This window comes from Vibrio sp. E14 (assembly GCF_020515785.1).
Classification (GTDB): Bacteria; Pseudomonadota; Gammaproteobacteria; order Enterobacterales; family Vibrionaceae; genus Vibrio; species Vibrio diabolicus.
In genome coordinates, this window is the sequence record NZ_JAHPJI010000004.1 from 439,913 (window position 1) to 461,262 (window position 21,350).

Annotated in this window: 11 protein-coding genes; 3 read left to right on the top strand and 8 right to left on the bottom strand. The window is 46.5% G+C overall.

The features are described 5' to 3' along the window. Positions 1-21: 21 nt before the first annotated feature. The 8 genes from btuF to gltB (LIX84_RS14235) all read right to left on the bottom strand — a co-directional run bounded on the left by btuF (position 22) and on the right by gltB (LIX84_RS14235) (position 15,458). Positions 22-846: a vitamin B12 ABC transporter substrate-binding protein BtuF gene (btuF, locus tag LIX84_RS14200; protein WP_226421597.1), complete on the bottom strand. Its 825-nt coding sequence runs from the start codon at positions 844-846 to the stop codon at positions 22-24. Beyond that, the gene (locus LIX84_RS14205; protein ID WP_226421570.1) at positions 846-1,799 is read right to left on the bottom strand and encodes a cobalamin biosynthesis family protein; all 954 of its coding nucleotides are present in this window, start codon (positions 1,797-1,799) and stop codon (positions 846-848) included. The genes btuF and LIX84_RS14205 overlap by 1 nt, the downstream gene beginning before the upstream one ends. A gap of 11 nt (positions 1,800-1,810) precedes the next feature. Continuing rightward, positions 1,811-2,506 carry a 5'-methylthioadenosine/S-adenosylhomocysteine nucleosidase gene (gene mtnN / locus LIX84_RS14210; protein WP_226421571.1) on the bottom strand — a complete coding sequence of 232 codons (696 nt, stop codon included), beginning with the start codon at positions 2,504-2,506 and terminating at the stop codon, positions 1,811-1,813. 63 nt (positions 2,507-2,569) lie between these two features. After that, entirely contained in the window at positions 2,570-2,998 is a 429-nt protein-coding gene (locus LIX84_RS14215) for a DUF1499 domain-containing protein (protein ID WP_226421572.1), read from the bottom strand. Positions 2,999-3,089: 91 nt separating this feature from the next. After that, positions 3,090-4,502 carry an FAD-dependent oxidoreductase gene (locus tag LIX84_RS14220; protein ID WP_005396322.1) on the bottom strand — a complete coding sequence of 471 codons (1,413 nt, stop codon included), beginning with the start codon at positions 4,500-4,502 and terminating at the stop codon, positions 3,090-3,092. A 20-nt stretch (positions 4,503-4,522) separates the two neighbouring features. Further along, positions 4,523-8,986 (bottom strand): glutamate synthase large subunit, encoded by a 4,464-nt coding sequence (gene gltB / locus LIX84_RS14225; protein WP_226421573.1) that lies wholly within the window; start codon positions 8,984-8,986, stop codon positions 4,523-4,525. 452 nt (positions 8,987-9,438) lie between these two features. Continuing rightward, complete coding sequence (locus tag LIX84_RS14230; RefSeq protein WP_085343971.1) at positions 9,439-10,908, bottom strand: glutamate synthase subunit beta; 1,470 nt, start codon at positions 10,906-10,908, stop codon at positions 9,439-9,441. Then, the gene (gene gltB, locus LIX84_RS14235; protein ID WP_226421574.1) at positions 10,908-15,458 is read right to left on the bottom strand and encodes a glutamate synthase large subunit; all 4,551 of its coding nucleotides are present in this window, start codon (positions 15,456-15,458) and stop codon (positions 10,908-10,910) included. The genes LIX84_RS14230 and gltB (LIX84_RS14235) overlap by 1 nt, the downstream gene beginning before the upstream one ends. Positions 15,459-16,010: 552 nt before the next feature. Between gltB (LIX84_RS14235) and LIX84_RS14240 the strand changes: the two genes are divergently transcribed. The 3 genes from LIX84_RS14240 to arcB all read left to right on the top strand — a co-directional run bounded on the left by LIX84_RS14240 (position 16,011) and on the right by arcB (position 21,350). Further along, positions 16,011-16,970: a TIGR01212 family radical SAM protein gene (locus tag LIX84_RS14240; RefSeq protein ID WP_047009093.1), complete on the top strand. Its 960-nt coding sequence runs from the start codon at positions 16,011-16,013 to the stop codon at positions 16,968-16,970. Positions 16,971-17,005: 35 nt separating this feature from the next. Next, positions 17,006-18,754, top strand: a complete 1,749-nt coding sequence (locus LIX84_RS14245; RefSeq protein ID WP_226421575.1) for a sensor domain-containing diguanylate cyclase — start codon at positions 17,006-17,008, stop codon at positions 18,752-18,754. Positions 18,755-18,995: 241 nt separating this feature from the next. Beyond that, the gene (gene arcB, locus LIX84_RS14250) at positions 18,996-21,350 is read left to right on the top strand and encodes an aerobic respiration two-component sensor histidine kinase ArcB (RefSeq protein WP_005396314.1); all 2,355 of its coding nucleotides are present in this window, start codon (positions 18,996-18,998) and stop codon (positions 21,348-21,350) included.

A 21,350-nucleotide genomic window follows, 5' to 3' on the forward strand; every position in this document is an offset into this window, starting at 1 on the left:
ACGGTATTTGCAACGAAATCGTTAGCGTTTTTGACGAACGCTTTTAAAGTGCTCACACACTTCTGTGATCGCATTTAGTGTGCGTGGGGTTGGGCGGTTAATCCAATCTGAGTTTAGAGACCAGATGTGTTTATTTCTAAGTGCGGGAAGCTCATTGCTCCACTCTGCCCACATACCATCATTACTCATTGCGTGACGAGAAGTAAAAATAACCTCTGGTTGGCGAGTGATGACCTGCTCGATGCTGACCTGAGGATAAGGCGCGCTGGATGCTGCGAAAATGTTTTCACCACCGCAAAAAGTAAAGACTTCACTTGGCCAGTTCTTCCCGGCGACAGTGATGATAGGCTTTTCACTCAACTGATAAAAGTAACGAACTTTCTCGTGCGTGTTGTACTTCTCTTTTAGTGTATTCAGTTGCGTTCTAAAATCTTCAGCGGCCTTTTGTCCTATTTGCGGGGTTTCGCTGTATTGGCTTAGCTGCTCGATATTATTAGCGATATCTTCCAGTGAACCTGTAGTGGAATAATAGATAGGAATGCCGAACTGTTTAATTTTTTCCAGCTCTTTTGCCGGGTTTCCTGCCGGCCAAGCAATGACTAAATCCGGTTGAAGAGCAATAATGCGCTCTAATTTAATTCCTTGGTAATTAGAGACTCTTTCCAGCTGCTTTGCCTGCTCTGGATAATCACTCATTTCGCTGACAGCAACAAGCTTGTCTCCTAGCCCTGCCGCAAAGGCAATTTCAGTGGCATGCGGAGCTAAACTTACAATGCGTTGCACTGGTGTTTGAGCGAAGGTCGCTGTCGAAACAAACAACGTTAATGTGAAGCATAGTTTATTCATCATAATCCTTGATAAATCATTCCTAAAAGCAGACTTTGGATAGCTATCCAAACGAAGACTCGCCAAACGAGCAGCGTATGTATTTGTGAAAGGTGAATAGCCGATGGGGCGATTCGTCCACCGATTTTTGCGCGTTCCGCACGTATACCTTGATAGATAGCAGGGCCGCATAAAGAGAGTTGTAGTTTGTGTCCGATGGTACACAACACCCAGGCGGGCCCGGGTAGTGGCCAAGACTTCGCTTGTTGCTGTACACCAGAAAGCACATTGCTTACGTTCTTTCCTACAGCTAAAAGTATGGCAAAGAGACGAAGTGGAATAATATCCAGAGCGGCAACCAGCTGAACGGCAGGTTTACCAAAGGGCAAATATTGGCGTCGGCTAGGGGACCAAACTCGAGCTAACTCTGTAGTTAGTCGATACATTAACGCACCAATACCACCTGCGAGTGCGTACCAAAATAACACACCGATTACGTTGCGGCAGTATCCCATAATCACAGTTTCTGAGCTTGCTTTACCTATGCCGATGATCGAGAGACTGTCAGTATCGCGATTAAGATATGGTCTCAGTAATTGTCGGCACTGGGCTTTGTCTTCTCTCGACATACTTGTGACGAGTTGTTTCGTTAAGGCTTCGTTGTTGCGCCAGTCCAAAGCAATGATCAATAGCACTAGTTCGTATAAAGGCACTTGCCAAACGAATGGCTCCACGGCAATCAGCAAGAGCAAGCAAGGCAATAGCATCAAGCCCAATGCAAGACTGCCGGAGGTCAGGCTCTGTGAGTAACTGTGATTATTGTTCACTTTGTTGGCGAGCTGCTCAGCTAACTTTCGCCATAAAGTGATGGGATGCGATGAACGGGGGATTGGTAAAAGAAGGTGAAAGAGCAGTGCGCCCCACATAATAAGGAGCGCACCGTTGGCATAAAATGACTGAAAAACTTCTTCCATGAATGAGTCGTTTACTTAATGAGTTCCAGTATTTTGAATACCATTTCAGAAGAGCTTTTTGCTGCTAGCGGTAGGAACTCATCAAAGCTCATTGGTGACTCTTTATCAGCGACATCAGAGATTGCACGCACAACAACAAACGGCGTGTTGAATTGGTGACAAGTTTGAGCGATAGCAGATGCTTCCATTTCTACCGCGATAACGGATGGGAAGTGCTTACGAATAAATTCTTGGCGTTCAGCGGTGCAAACAAACGCATCGCCAGTACAGATCAGGCCGCGAACTGCATGAGTGTTTTCCATTTGCGCTAGTGCCTTTTCTGCTAAATCCATTAGCTTTTCATCTGCTTTGAATGCAGCAGGCTGGCCAGCCATTTGGCCAATTTCATAACCAAAAGCTGTTACGTCTGCATCGTGATGACGAACTTCTGTTGAGATAACGACATCACCTAGATTTAGGCTTGAATCGAAGCCACCAGCAGAGCCTGTGTTAATCACAACATCTGGCTGGTATTCATCAAGAAGAATGGTAGTGCCTACTGCAGCTGCAACTTTACCAATACCTGATTGTAGTACGACTACTTCTACATCATTAATTTGACCAGAGAAAAACGTACAACCTGCTTTATTTACGGTTTTGCAGTTTGTGATTGCTTCTTTCAGGATGGTCACTTCTTGTTCCATCGCACCGATGATACCAACTTTCATAACACTCTCTTTCGGTAAATATTTTAGTTGGCCGAGAGTATAGCACTCCCCGTGAGCAGTTTTCTATTTGATGAGCTTAGCTTGAGTGAGCTTTTCTCGTAATTGTTCGGCGCGCTTTCTGTTTACGCCAAAGTCAGAATAGCCCACACGTGACTCTGAGCGAACAATCAGTTTGTCTCCTGCTACTTTTAATTCGAGGTCATCCACGAAGCGCATGATTTTAGATGTGCATTCTATCCGAAGGTAATTGCCCTCTTTTACCGCGGTTTTGGCGCCAGGAAGTTGAAGCGCGGCTTGCTCAATGGCATCTAACGTTGCGGATTCAGTGAGCAAAAAAGGTGCTAATTGAAACTTGTCTCTTGAGTCTTGAGTTGAAACGCAATTTGGTTTGTCACCACAAGGTGATTGAGAACGATCTGGCATACTGGTGACTCCTTGGCTGCAGGCTGTAAGGCTGAGTAAAGTGATGGAAAGGAGAGCGGCTTTTTTCATTGTATTTACTCTTATAGTTTTGCTTCTAATTATATGGATACAAAAGAAAAAGGATCCAATAATAGGATCCTTTTTGTGATGTTAGCTGTGATTAGACTTCTAGGTAATCAAGAATGCCTTCTGCCGCTTTTCGCCCTTCATCAATGGCGGTTACGACGAGGTCTGAGCCACGGACCGCATCACCGCCAGCGAAGATTTTCGCATTGCTGGTTTGGTACATGAACGCTTGCTCAACAGGTGCCTTGATACGTCCCCATTGGTCTAAATCGACACCATACGGTTCTAACCAGTCCATTTTGTGTGGCTGGAAACCAAATGCCATGATCACGGCATCCGCAGGCAATACATGTTCACTGCCTTCCACTGGTTCTGGTCTGCGACGACCTGCATCATCGGGCTCACCTAAAGCAGTTTTTACCACTTTAACGCCCGATACGTTACCTGAGGCGTCGACCTCCACACCGAGTGGTTGCAGGTTAAACATAAACTTCACGCCTTCCTCTTTAGCGTTTTTCACTTCTCGACGTGAACCTGGCATGTTGGCTTCGTCACGACGATAAGCACAAATCACATTGGAGGCTCCTTGGCGAATAGAGGTTCGTACACAGTCCATTGCGGTATCGCCACCACCAAGCACGACCACTTTCTTTCCTGCCATGTCGATAAAAGGTTGGTTGTTCTCAAGCTCCATGACTTTGTAGGTATTCGAAATTAAAAATGGCAGCGCGTCATACACACCCGGCGCATCCTCATTTTCTAGTCCTGCACGCATGTATTTATAGGTGCCAACGCCTAAGAAAATGGCATCGTACTCATCGATTAGATCTTGCATTTGTACATCTTTACCGACTTCCACGTTCATGCGGAACTCGACGCCCATTTCAGTGAACACACGGCGACGATTTTCCATTACCCCTTTTTCAAGCTTGAACGAAGGGATACCGAAAGTCAGTAGTCCGCCGATTTCTGGGTAGCGGTCAAACACGACTGGCTTAACGCCATTGCGCACTAGGATATCAGCGGCTGCCAAGCCTGCTGGGCCAGCTCCAATGATTGCGACCTTTTTATCGGTCCACTCCACCTTGGACATATCTGGCTTCCAGCCCATTTCAAAGGCTTTGTCGGTAATGTACTTTTCTATATTACCGATGGTGACGGCACCAAAGTCATCATTAAGCGTGCATGAACCTTCACATAGACGGTCTTGAGGACAAACGCGTCCACATACTTCAGGTAAACTATTGGTTTGATGCGATAGTTCAACCGCTTCAAGAATACGACCTTCATTGGCAAGTTTTAACCATTGAGGGATGTAGTTGTGGACTGGGCATTTCCATTCACAATATGGGTTGCCACAATCTAAGCAGCGATCCGCTTGTGCAGTCGCCTGCTGCTTAGTAAACGGTTCATAGATTTCAACGAACTCGATCTTACGAACTTTGATCGGCTTTTTCGCAGGATCTACACGCTGCACATCGATAAATTGATAAACGTTCTGGCTCATGATTCAAACATCCTCCATGATTACTGTGCTTGAACACGCAGCTCTGCAGCACTGCGGCTCTGGTGACCAAGTAGCGTGCGAAGATCTGCCGCTTGTGGTTTCACCAAATAGAACTTTGGAATCCATTCATCAAAGTTCGCCAAAATATTTTCTGCGTGGCTCGACCCTGTTTCTTCAAGGTGTTCCGCAATCAGCCCGCGCAAATGCTCTTGGTGGATGTATAGATCGGACAATGAAATGGCTTCGACAGATTCAGTATTGACTCGACCTTCAAAGCTCTGGTTTTCATCCAGAACATAGGCAAAGCCTCCGGTCATACCTGCACCAAAGTTCACGCCTGTTGCGCCTAGAATGGCAACAATACCGCCTGTCATGTACTCACAAGCGTTATCGCCAGCTCCTTCAATGACGGCAATCGTACCTGAGTTACGTACCCCAAAACGCTCACCCGCTTTACCTGCTGCGAACAGTTTACCGCCCGTTGCGCCGTACAAACACGTGTTACCAATAATGGTGGCTTCATGACACTTGAACGCTGTACCTAAGTGAGGCTTAATGGCGATCTTGCCGCCTGCCATGCCTTTCCCTACGTAGTCATTCGCATCACCTGTGAGGTAAAGCTCTACGCCACCCGCATTCCAAACGCCAAACGACTGGCCGGCAGTGCCGTCAAGATAGATTTTGATAGGGGAAGCCGCCAAACCTTGGTTGCCATAGCGTTTCGCTATTTCTCCAGATAAGCGTGCACCCACAGAACGATCAGTGTTGATGACATTGTAGAAGAAACTTGCCGATTGGCTGTTTTCTACTGCATGCATGGCATCATCAATGATCTTTTGATTGAGCTCAGCTTTATCAAACGGTTTATTTGGTTCCGTCCAAAACAGCGGATGACCTTCAGGCGAGACGGGAGCTTCTAGAATGTTGGATAGATCCAATTTGGTTTGCTTCGCGGTAAAGCCTTCTACTGCTTCAAGTAAATCGGTACGACCAATCAAGTCCGTCAGTTTTTCAACGCCTAGCTCAGAAAGCAGCTCGCGCACTTCTTCTGCCAGCCCGGTGAAGTAGTTCATCACCATTTCAGGTAAGCCTTTGAAGTACTCTTTACGCAGCGTTTCGTCTTGAGTCGCAACCCCTGTTGCACAGTTGTTGAGGTGACAAATTCGCAGGAACTTACAACCCATAGCAACCATTGGCGCGGTACCAAATCCGAAGCTTTCTGCACCTAAAATTGCGGCTTTAACCACGTCTAAACCAGTCTTTAGACCACCGTCTACCTGTAGGCGGATCTTATGACGCAGACCATTAGCAACCAGTGCTTGTTGTGTCTCTGCCAACCCCAACTCCCAAGGGCTACCAGCGTATTTTACTGAAGTTAATGGGCTTGCTGCGGTACCACCGTCGTAACCCGAGATGGTAATGAGATCAGCGTAAGCCTTGGCTACGCCCGTTGCGATGGTGCCAACACCTGGCTCGGAGACGAGTTTTACCGAAACCAGCGCATTCGGGTTGACTTGTTTAAGGTCGAAGATCAGCTGGGCCAAATCTTCAATTGAATAAATATCGTGGTGCGGAGGAGGGGAGATGAGAGTCACACCTTGTACCGAATAACGCAGTTTTGCGATTTCTGCGGTGACTTTGTGTCCCGGTAGCTGACCACCTTCACCCGGTTTAGCTCCTTGCGCTACCTTGATTTGTAGTACATCTGCATTAGTAAGGTAATGAGGCGTTACACCAAATCGGCCTGAAGCAATTTGTTTGATACGTGAGTTACGTTCAGTGCCGAAACGGCGAGGATCTTCACCTCCTTCACCGGAGTTTGAATAGCCACCAAGACGGTTCATCGCAGTCGCGAGGGCTTCATGCGCTTCAGGGCTGAGTGCGCCAATGGACATGGCCGCAGAGTCGAAGCGTTTGAACAGTTCGGTTTTCGGCTCTATTTGCTCAAGTGGCAGCGGTGAGTCTGATTTTTTCAGCGACATTAAGTCACGCAACATAGCAACAGGGCGTTGATTCACTTGCTTGGCAAAGCTCTGATAGTCGTTACTTTCGCCAGATTTAACGGCTTGTTGCAGCGTGCCGACAACATCCGGGTTGTAAGCATGATACTCACCTCCATGGACATACTTTAACAAGCCGCCATGATCAATCGATTTGCGTTTCGCCCATGCTTTACGAGATAAGTTTGTAAGATCTTGCTGGAAATCGTCAAAATTCGCGCCTTCAATTCGAGTTGTGACGCCTTTAAAACACAGATCGACCACATCTTGGCTCAAGCCAACTGCTTCAAACAGTTGTGAGCAGCGGTAAGAGGCGATGGTTGAGATCCCCATTTTCGACATGATCTTGTACAGGCCTTTGTTGATGCCGTATTGGTAGTTTTGCATCACATCGCGGTAGTCTTTCTCTAGTGCCTTATCATCAATCAGTTTACCTAACGCTTCATAAGCAAGGTATGGGTAAACTGCAGTCGCACCAAAGCCAAGCAAGACAGCAAATTGGTGTGGGTCACGTGCAGTTGCGGTTTCGACTACAATGTTGGCATCGCAACGTAAGTTCGCATCAATCAAACGAGTTTGAACGGCGCCGACTGCCATTGCCGCTGGAATTGGTAACTTGCCTTTGACCAAAGCGCGATCTGAAAGTACTACTAAAACCGTGCCTTCACGTACGACTTGCTCTGCTTGCTCACAGAGATCATTAATGGCTTGTTTAAGATCTTTCTCTTGTGGTTCGTAGTTGATATCTAGAATGGTATTACGGTAGTGATCGTCACCAAGCTCGAGCAGTTGCTGCATGTCTGAATAAAGCAGTACAGGCGAATCAAATGTTACGCGATGCGCGTGGCCATCGGTTTCACAGAAAACATTCATTTCCTTACCGATACTGGTCGCCAGTGACATCACGTGTTTTTCACGCAGTGGATCGATCGGTGGATTGGTGACCTGAGCGAACTTCTGGCGGAAGTAGTCAGTTACCAAGCGCTCTTTTGAGGAGAGCACTGCCATTGGAGTATCGTCACCCATAGAACCGACGGCTTCTTGCCCCATATCACCGAGGACACGCAGCACTTGATCGACTTCTTCATTGCTCATGGCAAACTGCTTTTGATAAGTCTTAAGTAAGTCTTCATCAAAGCTGCGCTCGCCTACTTGCTCCTCAGGTAGCTGAGAAAATGGTGTGAGTTTGCGAACGTTGTTTTCCATCCATTCGCGATAAGGGTGACGAGATTTCAGATCATTATCGATCTCGCTAGACTGCCAAAGCTTACCTTTACGAGTGTCGATGACGAGCAATTCACCCGGACCTACACGCCCTTTTTCGGCAACTTCATCTGGGGCGTAATTCCAAATTCCTACCTCAGATGCCAGAGTGATCAACTTATCTTTGGTAATTACATAACGCGCAGGACGCAGACCGTTTCGGTCTAGGTTACAAGCAGCATAACGACCATCGGACAGTACGATACCTGCTGGGCCATCCCATGGTTCCATGTGCTTGGAGTTGAAATCGTAAAACGCCCGCAGATCCGGATCCATATCTGGGTGGTTTTGCCATGCAGGCGGCACAAGCATACGCATGGCACGGAAGATATCCATGCCGCCAGCTAAGAAGAGATCCAGCATATTATCTAAGCTAGAGGAGTCTGAACCCGTCTCGTTCACAAATGGTGCTGCAGTTTGAAGATCGGGCAGCAGTGGTGACGAGAACTTGTAAGCACGAGCTCGTGCCCATTGTCGATTACCTTCAATGGTATTGATCTCACCATTATGAGCAAGATAGCGGAACGGCTGAGCCAACGGCCAACGCGGTTGAGTATTGGTAGAAAAACGCTGGTGGAACAGACAGATAGCGGATTCCATGCGTAGATCAGCAAGATCAAGATAAAAGCGTGGTAAGTCCGCAGGCATGCACAAGCCTTTGTACACCAGAACTTGTGTCGACAAGCTACAGATGTAGAAGTCAGGATCTTCTGTAATTTGTTTCTCGATGCGACGGCGTGCGATATAGAGGCGACGTTCGATGTCACGCTCGCGCCAACCTGCTGGTGCAGAGATAAAGACTTGTTGAATGTCTGGAAGTGAATCAGCAGCGATCGGACCGAGTACTTCTGAATTAGTTGGAACTTCACGCCAGCCCGCTACGGTTAAGGTCTCTTGAGCCAGTTCTTTGTTTACGATGTCTTTGGTGAGTTGAGCTTTCACCGGATCTTGGTTAAAGAAAATCATCCCCACGGCGTATTGCTTGCCAAGGTTGAAGCCATTTTCTTCGGCGATAAGGCGTAAATAGGAATCGGGCTTTTGTAGAAGAAGACCACAACCATCACCGGTTTTTCCATCGGCGGCAATACCACCACGGTGGGTCATTCGGTCAAGTGCAGAAATTGCTGTACGAACCAGCTTGTGGCTTTGTTCGCCTTCCATATGCGCGATCAAGCCAAATCCACAGTTGTCTTTCTCAAGACTTGGATCATAAAGAGCCATTGCAATTCTCCCTTTGCTTATCCGTCATCCCGACAGATATATCAACACTGCTTACGTTGATAGTGATGACTGAATATGCGTCATCTTTTATGGTTTTATGTATATTTATTCAATAAAAGCTGTGAAATATTTAACATTTTTTGAGTGTTTTATTTTCATCAACTTCACAAGCTATAGCTTATTGTAAAAAAGGTCAAGTTATTAGTGGATAATCACGTGAATATGCGATTTACCATTTAATAAGCTAAAATAGTTTAATGATTTCAAATAGATAGAAAATTGATTGTTACAAAAAAAGTAACATTTGATTCTGTGGGAAATAAAAAAGACCAGCATAAAATGCTGGTCAAAATAGAAAGATTGGAAGGAATTGTTTTCTTTCTTTGCTAATAGCCATCGATATCGCTGATGGCTATTTATGGCATTGAAAGAGGGAAGCGTGAATACTTCCGTTAAGCAGAAAGCATCAGTGAATCTGCTTTTGCTTCTAGGTTTGTGCCATCCATTAGGTAGTCATCGATAGCACGAGCACATTCGCGACCTTCGTTGATACAACGAACCACCAAAGATTGGCCTGTTCGCATATCACCAGCAGCAAATACGCCTTCTTGGTTAGTAGCAAAACCTTGAGTTGCTACGTTACCGCGATCATCTAGCGCGATATCCAGTTGAGCAAGCACGCCTGTAGGTTCTGGGTGTAAGAAGCCCATTGCTAGGAATGCCATATCACATGGGATCACTCGCTCGCTGCCTTCGACTTCTTTGAAACTTGGGCGCTCGCCTGGTTTTGCATCTTGCCAAACGATATCAGCAAGACGAAGGCCTGTGACTTCACCTTTGTCATTTCCGATGAACTCTTTGGTCAGGATGTTCCAGTGACGATCGACACCTTCTTCATGAGAAGTCGAAGTACGTAGGATCATTGGGTATTGAGGCCAAGGCATATTGGCTGGGCGCTTCTCTGGTGGAATCGGCATGATTTCCACTTGAGTTACGCTTGCTGCGCCGTGACGGTTTGACGTACCTACACAGTCTGAACCGGTATCACCACCACCAATGACAACCACATGTTTACCTTTTGCGTGAATCTCTTCCGTTTTCAGGTCCATGTTATTTGCACGTCGGTTGTTTTGACCTAGGAATTCCATTGCGAAGTGAACGCCTTTGAGCTCACGACCCGGAACTGGCAAATCACGTGGAACCGTTGAGCCACCCGTCAGTAGAACCACATCGAACTCTTGACGCAGTTGCTGAGCATTTACATCAACACCGACGTGTTGGTTTACTTTAAACTCAACGCCAGCTTCTGCCATTAGATTGATCTTACGATCAATGACTTCCATGCTCAGTTTAAAATCTGGAATACCGAAACGCAGCAGGCCACCAACTTTCTCGTCTCGCTCGAATACTGTCACGGTATGGCCTGCGCTGTTTAGCTGCTCAGCAGCCGCAAGACCAGCAGGTCCAGATCCAATGATCGCTACCGTTTTACCAGTGCGAGAACGTGGCGTTTTTGGCTTGGCGTACCCTTCACGATACGCCGTTTCTACGATAGTTTTCTCGATGTTACAGATGGTGATTGGGTCTTGGTTGATGCCAAGTACACAAGCACTTTCACATGGAGCAGGGCAAACACGACCAGTAAACTCAGGGAAGTTATTAGTCGAGCTTAGAATGTTCCATGCTTCTTCCCAGCTATCACGATAAACCGCATCGTTAAACTCTGGGATGATGTTACCGATAGGGCAGCCGTTATGACAAAACGGCACACCACAATCCATACAACGAGAAGCTTGAGTATTGATCTTGTCACCAAACTCCTCGTTCAGAACGAACTCTTTGTTGTTCTTGATGCGTTCAGCCGGGTCGATCTTCTGTGGTAGTTCACGACCGTGCTCTAAAAATCCAGTAGGCTTACCCATTATAATGCCTCCGCTTGAGTTTCGTTTCCTTGAGACTGCGCTTCAGCTTTACGCTTTTGAAGCACCGCTTTGTAGTCACGCGGCATCACCTTAACCATAGAGGCTAGGCTTGCTTCAAAATTGTCTAGGAAAGACTGAGCGACTTCACTTCCTGTGAATTGAACATGCTTAGTTAGCATGTCGAGTAATAGATCTCTGTCTTCTTTCTCGATTGGATCTAGGTCTACTAGCTCTGGGTTCAGTTTTGACTCAAAGTCGCCTGATTTATCCCATACGTAAGCCACGCCGCCACTCATACCTGCGGCAAAGTTACGACCTGTTGAACCAAGGATAATTGCTGCACCGCCAGTCATGTATTCACAACCGTGGTCACCGACGCCTTCTACTACTACTTTCGCACCTGAGTTACGAACACAGAAACGTTCACCAGCCATACCGCGAATGAAAGACTCACCCGAAGTTGCACCGTAGAAACACACGTTACCAACCACGATGTTGTCTTCTGCGACAATGCTTGATTTCGCATCTGGGTAAAGTACTAACGTACCGCCAGATAAGCCTTTACCCCAGTAGTCGTTCGCGTCGCCTTCTACTTCGAACTTCACGCCCTTAGCTAGGAATGCGCCGAATGACTGACCCGCAGAACCTTTGAATTTCACGTTCATTGGCTGAGGTAGACCGGCATCTTTGTACACTTTCGAGATTTCGTTCGACAGCATGGTGCCCGCAGAACGGTCAGTGTTGACGATAGGGAACTCGGCATTCACCGCTTCGCCTTTCTCGAGTGCAGGAATCGCTGCTTGAATCAGCTTACGGTCTAGTACCGATTCAAGATTGTGGTTCTGTTGCGTTTGGTTATGGATACCGTCTGACTCACGTGGCTGTTCAACGTGTAGAACAGGAGACAGATCTAGGTTCTTGTATTTCCAGTGAGAAACGTCTTGGCGAACACGCAGTTTCTGGCCTTGACCGACCATCTCATCGATAGTGCGGAAGCCAAGTTCAGCCATGATTTCACGTAGACCTTGTGCCATGTATTGGAAGAAGGTTACGACGTCTTCTACGCGACCATCAAAGCGCTCGCGAAGCGTCTTGTTCTGAGTCGCGATACCAACAGGACAGGTGTTCTTATGACACTTACGCATCATGATACAACCTTCAACCACCAATGCTGCGGTTGCTACGCCCCATTCTTCTGCACCTAGTAGTGTTGCCACAGCAAGGTCACGAGGTGTCTTCATCTGACCATCCGCTTGAACCACGATACGGTTACGTAGACCGTTCTTCAGCAGGGTTTGGTGCGTTTCTGCCAAGCCAAGTTCCCAAGGAAGACCAGTATGACGGATTGAAGACATTGGTGATGCACCAGTTCCGCCGTCGAAACCTGCGATAAGTACAACGTCCGCTTTCGCTTTAGCAACACCAGAAGCGATCGTACCTACGCCAGCTTCCGATACCAGCTTCACGTTTACACGACCCGCGCGGTTCGCGTTCTTCAAATCGTAGATAAGCTGAGCCAAATCTTCGATTGAGTAGATATCGTGGTGTGGTGGCGGCGAGATAAGACCGACGCCCGGAGTTGAGTGGCGTGTAGCACCGATCCAGTCATCTACTTTATCGCCTGGTAGCTGACCACCTTCACCTGGTTTCGCACCTTGAGCCATCTTGATTTGTAACTCATCAGCGTTGGTTAGGTAGTAAGAGGTTACGCCGAAACGACCCGAAGCTACCTGCTTGATTGCAGAGCGTTCCCAATCGCCGTTCTCTTTGCGCTCGAAACGCATTGGGTCTTCACCACCTTCACCAGAGTTCGATTTCGCGCCAAGACGGTTCATCGCAACAGCTAGTGTGGAGTGTGCTTCGTAAGAAATAGAACCGAATGACATAGCACCCGTCGCGAAGCGTTTCACGATGCTTTCAATTGGTTCGACTTCGTCGATAGAGATAGAACCGGCTGGGTTCTTAATGAATTCTAGCTGGCTACGCAGAGTTACCGCGTTGTCACCTTGTTTATCGACTTCTGTCGCGTACTGCTTGAACTGATCGTAGTTCTTGTTGCGCGTAGACTCTTGTAGTAGAGAAATGGTTTCTGGGTTGAATAGGTGCTTCTCGCCACGCTGTTTCCATTGGTAAACACCACCCACATCCAGCATTTGAATTGGGATTTCGCGTTGTGGATAACCGATGCGGTGACGAACGAGCACTTCTTTAGCAATATCGTCAAGGGTGAGACCTTGGATACGAGAAACTGTACCTGTGAAGTACTTGTCTACCACTGACTTATGAATACCTAAGGCTTCGAAGATTTGCGCACCGTGGTACGACTGCAGGGTTGAGATACCCATCTTCGAGAAGATCTTCAGAAGACCGCCATTGATCGCTTTACGGTAGTTGTTGAACAGATCGCGAGGGTTCGCTTCTGGATCCAACTTCTTCGTACGTTGAAGTTCAATGATGGTTTCAATCACTAGGTAAGGGTTAACCGCATTCGCACCGTAACCAAGTAGCGTTGCAAAGTGGTGCGTTTCACGCGCGTCACCAGTTTCAACCACGATGTCACACTTCGCACGTAGACCTTTACGGATCAAGTGGTGGTGTACTGCGCCAACTGCCAGCATTGCTGGGATCGCCGCGTGGTTTGAATTCACTGCACGGTCAGTGAGTAGGATGATTGAGTAACCATCGATAACCGCGTCTTCTGCATATTGGCAGATGCGTTTTAATGCACGCTCAAGTTTGCCTTGATCTTCACTAGCTTGGAATACGATATCCAACGTTTTCGCTTGTAGGTGCTCGTTATCGATCGCACGCAGTTTTTCAAGCTCTGAGTTCGCCAGAACCGGCGATTCCAATTCTACTTTCTGACAGTGAAGTGGTGTTTCAGTCAGAAGGTTTTGGTCTTTACCCAAGTAAGTGTTCAGCGACATCACCATACGCTCACGGATCGGATCGATCGGTGGGTTAGTTACCTGTGCAAACAGCTGCTTGAAGTAGTTTGAAAGATGTTGCGACTGATGAGATAGCACTGCAAGAGGCCAGTCGGCACCCATTGCTGATAATGGCTCTTTACCTTCATTTGCCATTGGAACGATGATTTCGTTCACTTCTTCAGTACTTACGCCAAACGCTTGTTGGCGGTGTAGAAGATGTTCTGGCTTAGGTTGGCTGAATTGGTTGCTCGCATCTGGCAGCTTCTTCAAGCTTAGTAGGTTTTCTTCTACCCACTTTTCGTAAGGCTGTGCCGTTGCGATGGTGTCTTTCACTTCTTCATCAGAGATGATGCGACCTTGCTCTAGGTCTGCAACGAAGATGCGACCTGGTTGTAGACGACCGCGGAACTCAACGTTCTCTGGCTCAATATCCACAACACCAGATTCTGATGCCATTACTAGGAAGTTATCTTTGGTCACTGTGTAGCGAGAAGGGCGCAGACCGTTACGGTCGAGTGTCGCACCAACTTGAACACCATCAGTAAAACATACTGAAGCCGGACCATCCCATGGTTCCATGATGTTCGCGTGGTACTGATAGAACGCGCGACGCTTAGGATCCATGTTTTTGTTTTCTTGCCATGCTTCCGGGATCATCATCATCAATGCGTGCGGCAGGCTACGACCAGAAAGAACTAGGAGCTCAAGTGCCATGTCAAAGTTAGATGAATCCGAACTGCCTTCCTGACAAATAGGAAGCAGCATGTCGATTTCAGCTTGGGTAAATAAATCGGATTCAATGATCGCCTCACGGGCTTTCATCCAGTTCAAGTTACCGCGAACGGTGTTGATTTCGCCGTTGTGGGCAATGTAACGGAAAGGCTGTGCAAGACGCCATTTCGGGAAGGTGTTGGTAGAGAAGCGAGAGTGTACCAGTGCCAGTGCGGTCACCATGGTCGGGTTTTGCAGATCAAGGAAGTATTGAGGCACTTGCTCTGTCGTTAACTGACCTTTGTACACCAATGTCTTGTAAGACATTGAGTTAATGTAGAAGTCATCACCAATGTTCGAAACGCTTTCTAGGCAAACACGTACAGTGTAGTTACGAAGTACGTACAGTTTGCGCTCTAGCTCTTCAGGTGTGATACCTGGACCACCAGAGATAAACACATGCTCAAACTGAGGTTCTGTGCTTAGTGGGTCGGCACCGATCATTGAGTTATCGGTTGGCAATACGCGGTAGCCAATAACTTCAAGGTCTAGACGCTGAGCGTTGCGTTCTAGAATGTCACGGCATTGCTCGCGTTTATATTCGTCTTTCGGGAAAAGTACGACACCCACACCATACTTTTCAAATGAAGGCAGTTTAATGCCGAGCTTAACGGCCTCTTCTAATAGGAATTCATGAGGTTTTTGTAGCAAGATACCCGCACCATCACCGCTGCATGGATCACAACCTTGACCACCACGGTGCTCCATGCGAGCTAGCATATCCAATGCTTGAGTCACTACTTCATGAGATTTACGGTTTTTAAGGTGAGCAACAAAACCGATACCACAAGCGTCATGCTCCAATTCAGGAGTATATAGACCCTGTGGATTTTGCTCTCTATCTACCATAGATACATCCTTCCAGTTCAATGTCGACGCAAAAGCACCAGGCAGGCAAATGCCACCTAGACCATTGATTACGTCTTGTCCTTTATATTTATTATCGCCACCGATCTAGGTTGATCGATCTTGATTCCTTTCCGTATCTCGCAGGAAAAGTTTTGCGAGAAAAACAATCCTTGGTGGTATCCCTTTATTTATTGCCACTATTTAGTGATTTATATAGGTAGGAGTGGGATAACACCGACAAATCCCGCAGTGTACTTTGTAATAAAAGTCACAAAAATAACGGGGTTGTGTAAGTATCCTACAATTTTGTCACTTCAGAATGCAATGAAAAAGTCGACGTTGTGACCCAATTTTTTCGTTTAATTATGCATTTTTAGTTTAACATTTACGCAACATGAACGTTTTTTATCTGTATTTATGCAGGTTTATTGATTTTGAGCCGTATGAGGTTTGTTTGAATTGACTAGTATTGTGTGTTTTTTCTTGCAGGGATGTAATTTATTTACACAGATCGTAGTGAGATTGATTACGGTTCATTGTTGGTGAGAATTTATGCAGTTACATGAGTTGGTCAATACAATCGGCCAAGATCTTCAGCGTCGATACGGTGAAAAAGTCCATAAACTAACGTTGCACGGTGGATTTAGTTGCCCTAACCGAGATGGCACTATTGGTCGGGGAGGATGTACTTTTTGTAATGTGGCTTCGTTTGCGGATGAAGAAGTACAGATAAAGAGTATTCACGATCAGTTGAAAGATCGTGCGGGCGAAATTCATCGAGCGAAGAAGTATCTCGCTTATTTTCAGGCTTACACCAGTACTTATGCGGAAGTGCAAGTGCTGAAAAATATGTATGAAGAAGCACTAAAAGCGGCTGATATTGTGGGATTGTGTGTCGGGACTCGTCCAGATTGCGTGCCTGATGCCGTATTAGATTTGCTGTCTGACTATGTACAGCAAGGTTATGAAATTTGGCTAGAGTTAGGGCTTCAAACCGCTAATAACGATACCCTTAAGCGCATCAATCGCGGTCATGATTTCGAATGTTATGCCGAGATCACCAAGCGTGCGCGTGCGCTAGGTATTAAAGTCTGTACTCATTTAATTGTTGGATTACCGAAAGAAAGCCGCGACGATAATATTGAGACGCTGCAAAAAGTGTTAGCCGTGGGCACGGATGGCATTAAGTTACATGGCTTGCATATTGTGGAAGGCAGCACCATGGCGAAAGCGTGGCGTGCAGGACGATTAGAGGCGCCAGAGCTAGAAGAATATGTCGCAATTGCCAGTGAGATGATTCGTATGACGCCACCGGACGTGATTTACCATCGCGTTTCATCAGCAGCTCGTAGACCTACCTTATTATCGCCACTGTGGTGTGAAAATCGCTGGCTGGCGATGACTGAAATTGGTCGAGCCCTCAGTGAACATGGTGCTCAAGGAAGCCTAACGGGAAACGCTTTTATCTATACTAAACCGGAATTAATAGCAGATCGCTCAATAAATAACTGATATATTTTAACCAGTTTTCTTTAAAGGTTTAAACGATGGATCAGTTACTCAATTGGCTTTGGGATGATCAAGGCGGTTATGGCTATGTCGTCTTGTTATTAATTGCTAGCGTGTGCGCGTTAGCACTGATCTATTTGCACTTTCAAACTTCACTTAAGCAACTCGTAACGGATTCACCTTATCCAGTCATAGTGATGGATACTGGCCATGCTCAGATCTTGTTATCTAACCAAGCTGCGATGCAGTTATTAGGTATTCGCTCTCTAGGCACGGGATATTTGTATCCCGCTTTATTCGATATTCGTGAGCTTGAGTCGTTTCTAGACAGTGTCTCTAGTCGTCATTTTAGCCAGCAGGTATTTGACTGGCGTTTATCTGAAAGCGAATCTATCAAGGTGGAGTTGTCAGGAAGAAAGAGTTTGCTGCGCAATCACCGTGTTTGGATCATCTACGCGCAGCCATATCAAGCCACTCATCAAGAGCAGCAACAAGAGCTTGCGCAATTAACGATTGCCCGTTCGGCACTAGACTCACTCTCTGAGTTAATTTGTACCCAAGATCGCCAAGGGAATTTATTAACGACGAACCGAGCATTTGATCAATTTTGGGAAGGGCGAAGGGAAGAAGCCTGCGCATCAAAGGCTTCCATGGGTGAGGCTAGCAGAAAGAGTGAGCGCAAGTGGACGACGGATCCACAAGGTCGCAGTTGCTTATTGGAAGTGAATCAAAATTCCCTTGTGTCACCGAGTGGTGAGCTGATCGGTACATTATCCATTAGTCATGATGTGACCGAGTGGCACAAAATGCAGCAAAACCTGAGAGATGAAATGGAGCGCCGTAAAGATACAGAAGTTGCGTTGGCGCAAAGGGATACCATCTTACAAACTATTCTTGACGCTAGCCCTGACTCTATCGGTATCTTCAATGAGAATATGGTCTATCAAGCGTGTAATAAACCGTTCGTTAATGCATTAGGTATTTCAGACGTGTCTGATTTGATCGGTAAGCGCCTTCAAGATGTCATTCCTGAAGAGATGTACGCTCGCTTAGCTGCTAGTGATTTAGATGCATTGCGTCAGTCAGAGCCTGTCCGATACATAGATAAAGTCGTTAGCAGTGATGGCAAAAGTACGTGGTTTGATGTGGTGAAATCGCCCTTTAAAGATAAAGCTTCAGGAACGAATGGTGTGCTGATCATGGCGCGTGATATTTCTGAACGTTACCTTGCCGAACAAAAGTTGGAGAGAGCCAATTTAGAGTTAGAAAAGTTGAGCTTTATGGACAGCTTAACTCAGGTATCGAACCGACGCCGCTTCGATGAACAACTGCAGGTACTATGGTACCACCATGCCCGCGAAAAGCTGCCGCTCACTATCATGTTGTGTGACATCGACTTTTTCAAAGATTACAACGACTGTTACGGCCATCAGCAAGGTGATGAAGCATTGGTCAGTGTTGCTACCGTATTCACAAAAGTCATCAATCGCTCTTCGGATTGTGTTGCGCGTTATGGTGGTGAGGAGTTTGGTTTTATCCTGCCGAATACCACAACGGAAGGCGCGAGTAATGTAGCGCAGCGTATTCATGAACAAATTCGACAACTAGATATGGAGCACGACAGCTCAGAAGCTTCGGAACGTCTCACGGTCAGTATCGGTCTTGTCTCTTATATTCCTCAACATGGTGATGAACCGGAAATGGGTATTGCCATGGCTGACAGTGCGCTATACCAAGCCAAAGCTGATGGACGTAATCGCACCTGTATTCACCCCAGTTCTTGCTAACGCTTTGTGACCGCTTGCTCTAAGTTGATAGCTGATTGTTTAAATCGCCGTATTAAACACGTTAAACTTACCGAAGCCTGTGCGTTCGTTGGTTAACTTATCTTTTTATCTTGTTTAGCAAGCGCAGTTCGCACTACGTATTTTTCACTAATCACACAGACCTAAATTGCGTTAGGCCGAATATGTCTGCTCGTTTTTTATCATTGAAGGGCAACATCTAGCCAGCACCATGGAGTAGTTAATGAAACCCATGAAAAATCTCGCTCAGTATTATGTCGACTTGCTAGTCAAACTGGGGATTGTTCGTTTCTCGATTTTGCTGGCCCTTGCGCTGGTGGCATTAGCCGTTGTGGTGCAGGTGGGGATTACTTTAGCTCTCAAGGGGCGAGTCGACGATATCGACATTGTCCGTTCGGTGTTTTTTGGTCTCTTGATTACACCTTGGGCGGTTTATTTTCTTTCTGTTGTTGTTGATCAGCTAGAAGAGTCTCGCCAGCGTTTAACCAAGTTGGTGTCCAAACTGAAAGACATGCGCTCGCGAGACCAAGAACTGAATTATCAACTGCAACAAAACATCGAAAAGCTCAACCAAGAAATTGAAGAGCGCATTAAAGCAGAAGAAGCTCGAGAAGAGGCGATGCAAGATCTCGAAAACGAGGTGTTCCAACGAGAGCGTACTCAGTTAGAGCTTGCGGAACGCACTGCACTACTGCGTTCATTTATTGATGCCTCGCCAGACTTAATTTACTACCGCAATGCCGATGGTGTGTTCTCCGGTTGTAACCGGGCAATGGAAGAGCTAACGGGCAAGAAAGAGCACCAGTTAGTCGGATTAAGCCCTTGGGATGTGTATAGCAAAGAAATCGCTGAGCACATCGTTGATACTGACCAAAAGGTCTTCGCCGATAATCAAGCCATCACTTACGAGCAGTGGCTAGAGTATCCTGATGGACGCAAGCACTACTTTGAACTGCGTAAAGTGCCGTTTTACAGCAAAGATGGTCGTCACCTTGGATTGGTAGGTTTTGGCCGTGATATCACTGAACGTAAACGTCATGAAGAGTCGTTAGAGAAAGCAAGCCGTGATAAAACTACTTTCATCTCAACCATCAGTCATGAACTGCGAACGCCACTAAATGGCATTGTGGGTTTAAGTCGCATGCTTCTCGATAGTCCGTTGACAGAAGAGCAGCGCAAACACATGCAGACCATCAATGTGAGTGCGATTACGCTAGGTAACATCTTCAACGATATTATCGATATGGATAAGTTTGATCGCCGCAAGCTAGAACTATTACCTGCGCCACTTAACTTCGAAGACTTCGTCGCTGAGATTGAAAGCATCTCTGCTTTGATGGCGGAGCAAAAAGGGCTGCGCTTTGACTTAGAACGTTTGAGTGATTTACCAAAAGCAATTGAAGTGGATGCGACCCGTTTACGTCAAGTAATTTGGAACTTGGTCAGCAACGCAATGAAGTTTACCAAAGAAGGTGGCGTTGTGATGACGGTGAGCGCGGATGTCGAAGACGATTTTGCGACCATTATTATGGAGGTGGAAGACACGGGTATTGGCATACCAGAAGACGAGCTCGATAAAATCTTTGCCATGTATTACCAAGTGAAATCAGGTAAAGACAACCTACATGCTGTCGGGACTGGTATAGGCCTGGCGGTGTCAAAACAGCTGATCAATATGATGGATGGTGACATTACTGTCGCTAGTGAAGAGGGTTTTGGTAGTACTTTTACCGTATCGATTCACGTTCCTATTGTGGAACTCGAAGAACCTGTCATTGATGCAAAACGCGATAATGTGCATCTCAACATCTTTATGGTCGAAGACATTGAGCTTAACGTCACCGTGGCCAAATCGTTGCTTGAGAGCTTAGGGCACTCCGTTACCGTGGCGATGACGGGACAAGAAGCGCTCGTGAACTTTGTGCCAGAAAAATATGACTTGGCGTTGTTGGATATTCAGCTGCCTGATATGACGGGCTTTGATGTCGCAAATTATTATCGCGAGCATTATAACAATCTGCCTCCATTGGTCGCCCTAACAGCTAATGTGATGAAAGATCGTCGTGAATATTTAGATAACGGTATGGATGATGCCATCAGCAAACCGCTTGCTGTGAATGCCATTCAGTCTGTAATTGATAAGTTCTTCGCGCATCAGGTAGAGCCGCAAGAGCAACCTGAGAGCATTCCAGAAACAGTGGAAGAGCCGACTCCTTCTCCTGTGATTGAGACACACTTGCTCGATATGGATATGTTAGAGTCTTACGTCGACATTGTTGGTGCCAAGCCGGTCTACGACAGCATAAAAATGTTTGAAGACATGATGCCAGACTATATTGATGTCTTAGACTCAAACATGACGGCAAAAGATCAAGATGGGATTGTTTCTGAAGCGCATAAAATTAAAGGCGCTGCAGGTTCGATTGGCCTCAAACGTATCCAAAGTGTGGCGCAGAAAGCGCAATCTCCCGATATGCCAGCATGGTGGGAAAACATTTCAGACTGGGTTGAAGAGATCAAAAATGAATACCAAAACGATATTCAAGTCCTCAAAAGTTGGTTGGAACAAAGGAAATAA

Bases quoted from the DNA above. Each gene is read 5' to 3' on its own strand.
- mtnN (WP_226421571.1), bottom strand. From the start codon at position 2,506: ATGAAAGTTGGTATCATCGGTGCGATGGAACAAGAAGTGACCATCCTG.
- LIX84_RS14215 (WP_226421572.1), bottom strand. From the start codon at position 2,998: ATGAAAAAAGCCGCTCTCCTTTCCATCACTTTACTCAGCCTTACAGCC.
- LIX84_RS14230 (WP_085343971.1), bottom strand. From the start codon at position 10,908: ATGGGTAAGCCTACTGGATTTTTAGAGCACGGTCGTGAACTACCACAG.
- gltB (WP_226421574.1), bottom strand. From the start codon at position 15,458: ATGGTAGATAGAGAGCAAAATCCACAGGGTCTATATACTCCTGAATTG.
- btuF (WP_226421597.1), bottom strand. From the start codon at position 846: ATGAATAAACTATGCTTCACATTAACGTTGTTTGTTTCGACAGCGACC.
- arcB (WP_005396314.1), top strand. From the start codon at position 18,996: ATGAAACCCATGAAAAATCTCGCTCAGTATTATGTCGACTTGCTAGTC.
- gltB (WP_226421573.1), bottom strand. From the start codon at position 8,986: ATGGCTCTTTATGATCCAAGTCTTGAGAAAGACAACTGTGGATTTGGC.
- LIX84_RS14220 (WP_005396322.1), bottom strand. From the start codon at position 4,502: ATGAGCCAGAACGTTTATCAATTTATCGATGTGCAGCGTGTAGATCCT.
- LIX84_RS14205 (WP_226421570.1), bottom strand. From the start codon at position 1,799: ATGGAAGAAGTTTTTCAGTCATTTTATGCCAACGGTGCGCTCCTTATT.
- LIX84_RS14245 (WP_226421575.1), top strand. From the start codon at position 17,006: ATGGATCAGTTACTCAATTGGCTTTGGGATGATCAAGGCGGTTATGGC.
- LIX84_RS14240 (WP_047009093.1), top strand. From the start codon at position 16,011: ATGCAGTTACATGAGTTGGTCAATACAATCGGCCAAGATCTTCAGCGT.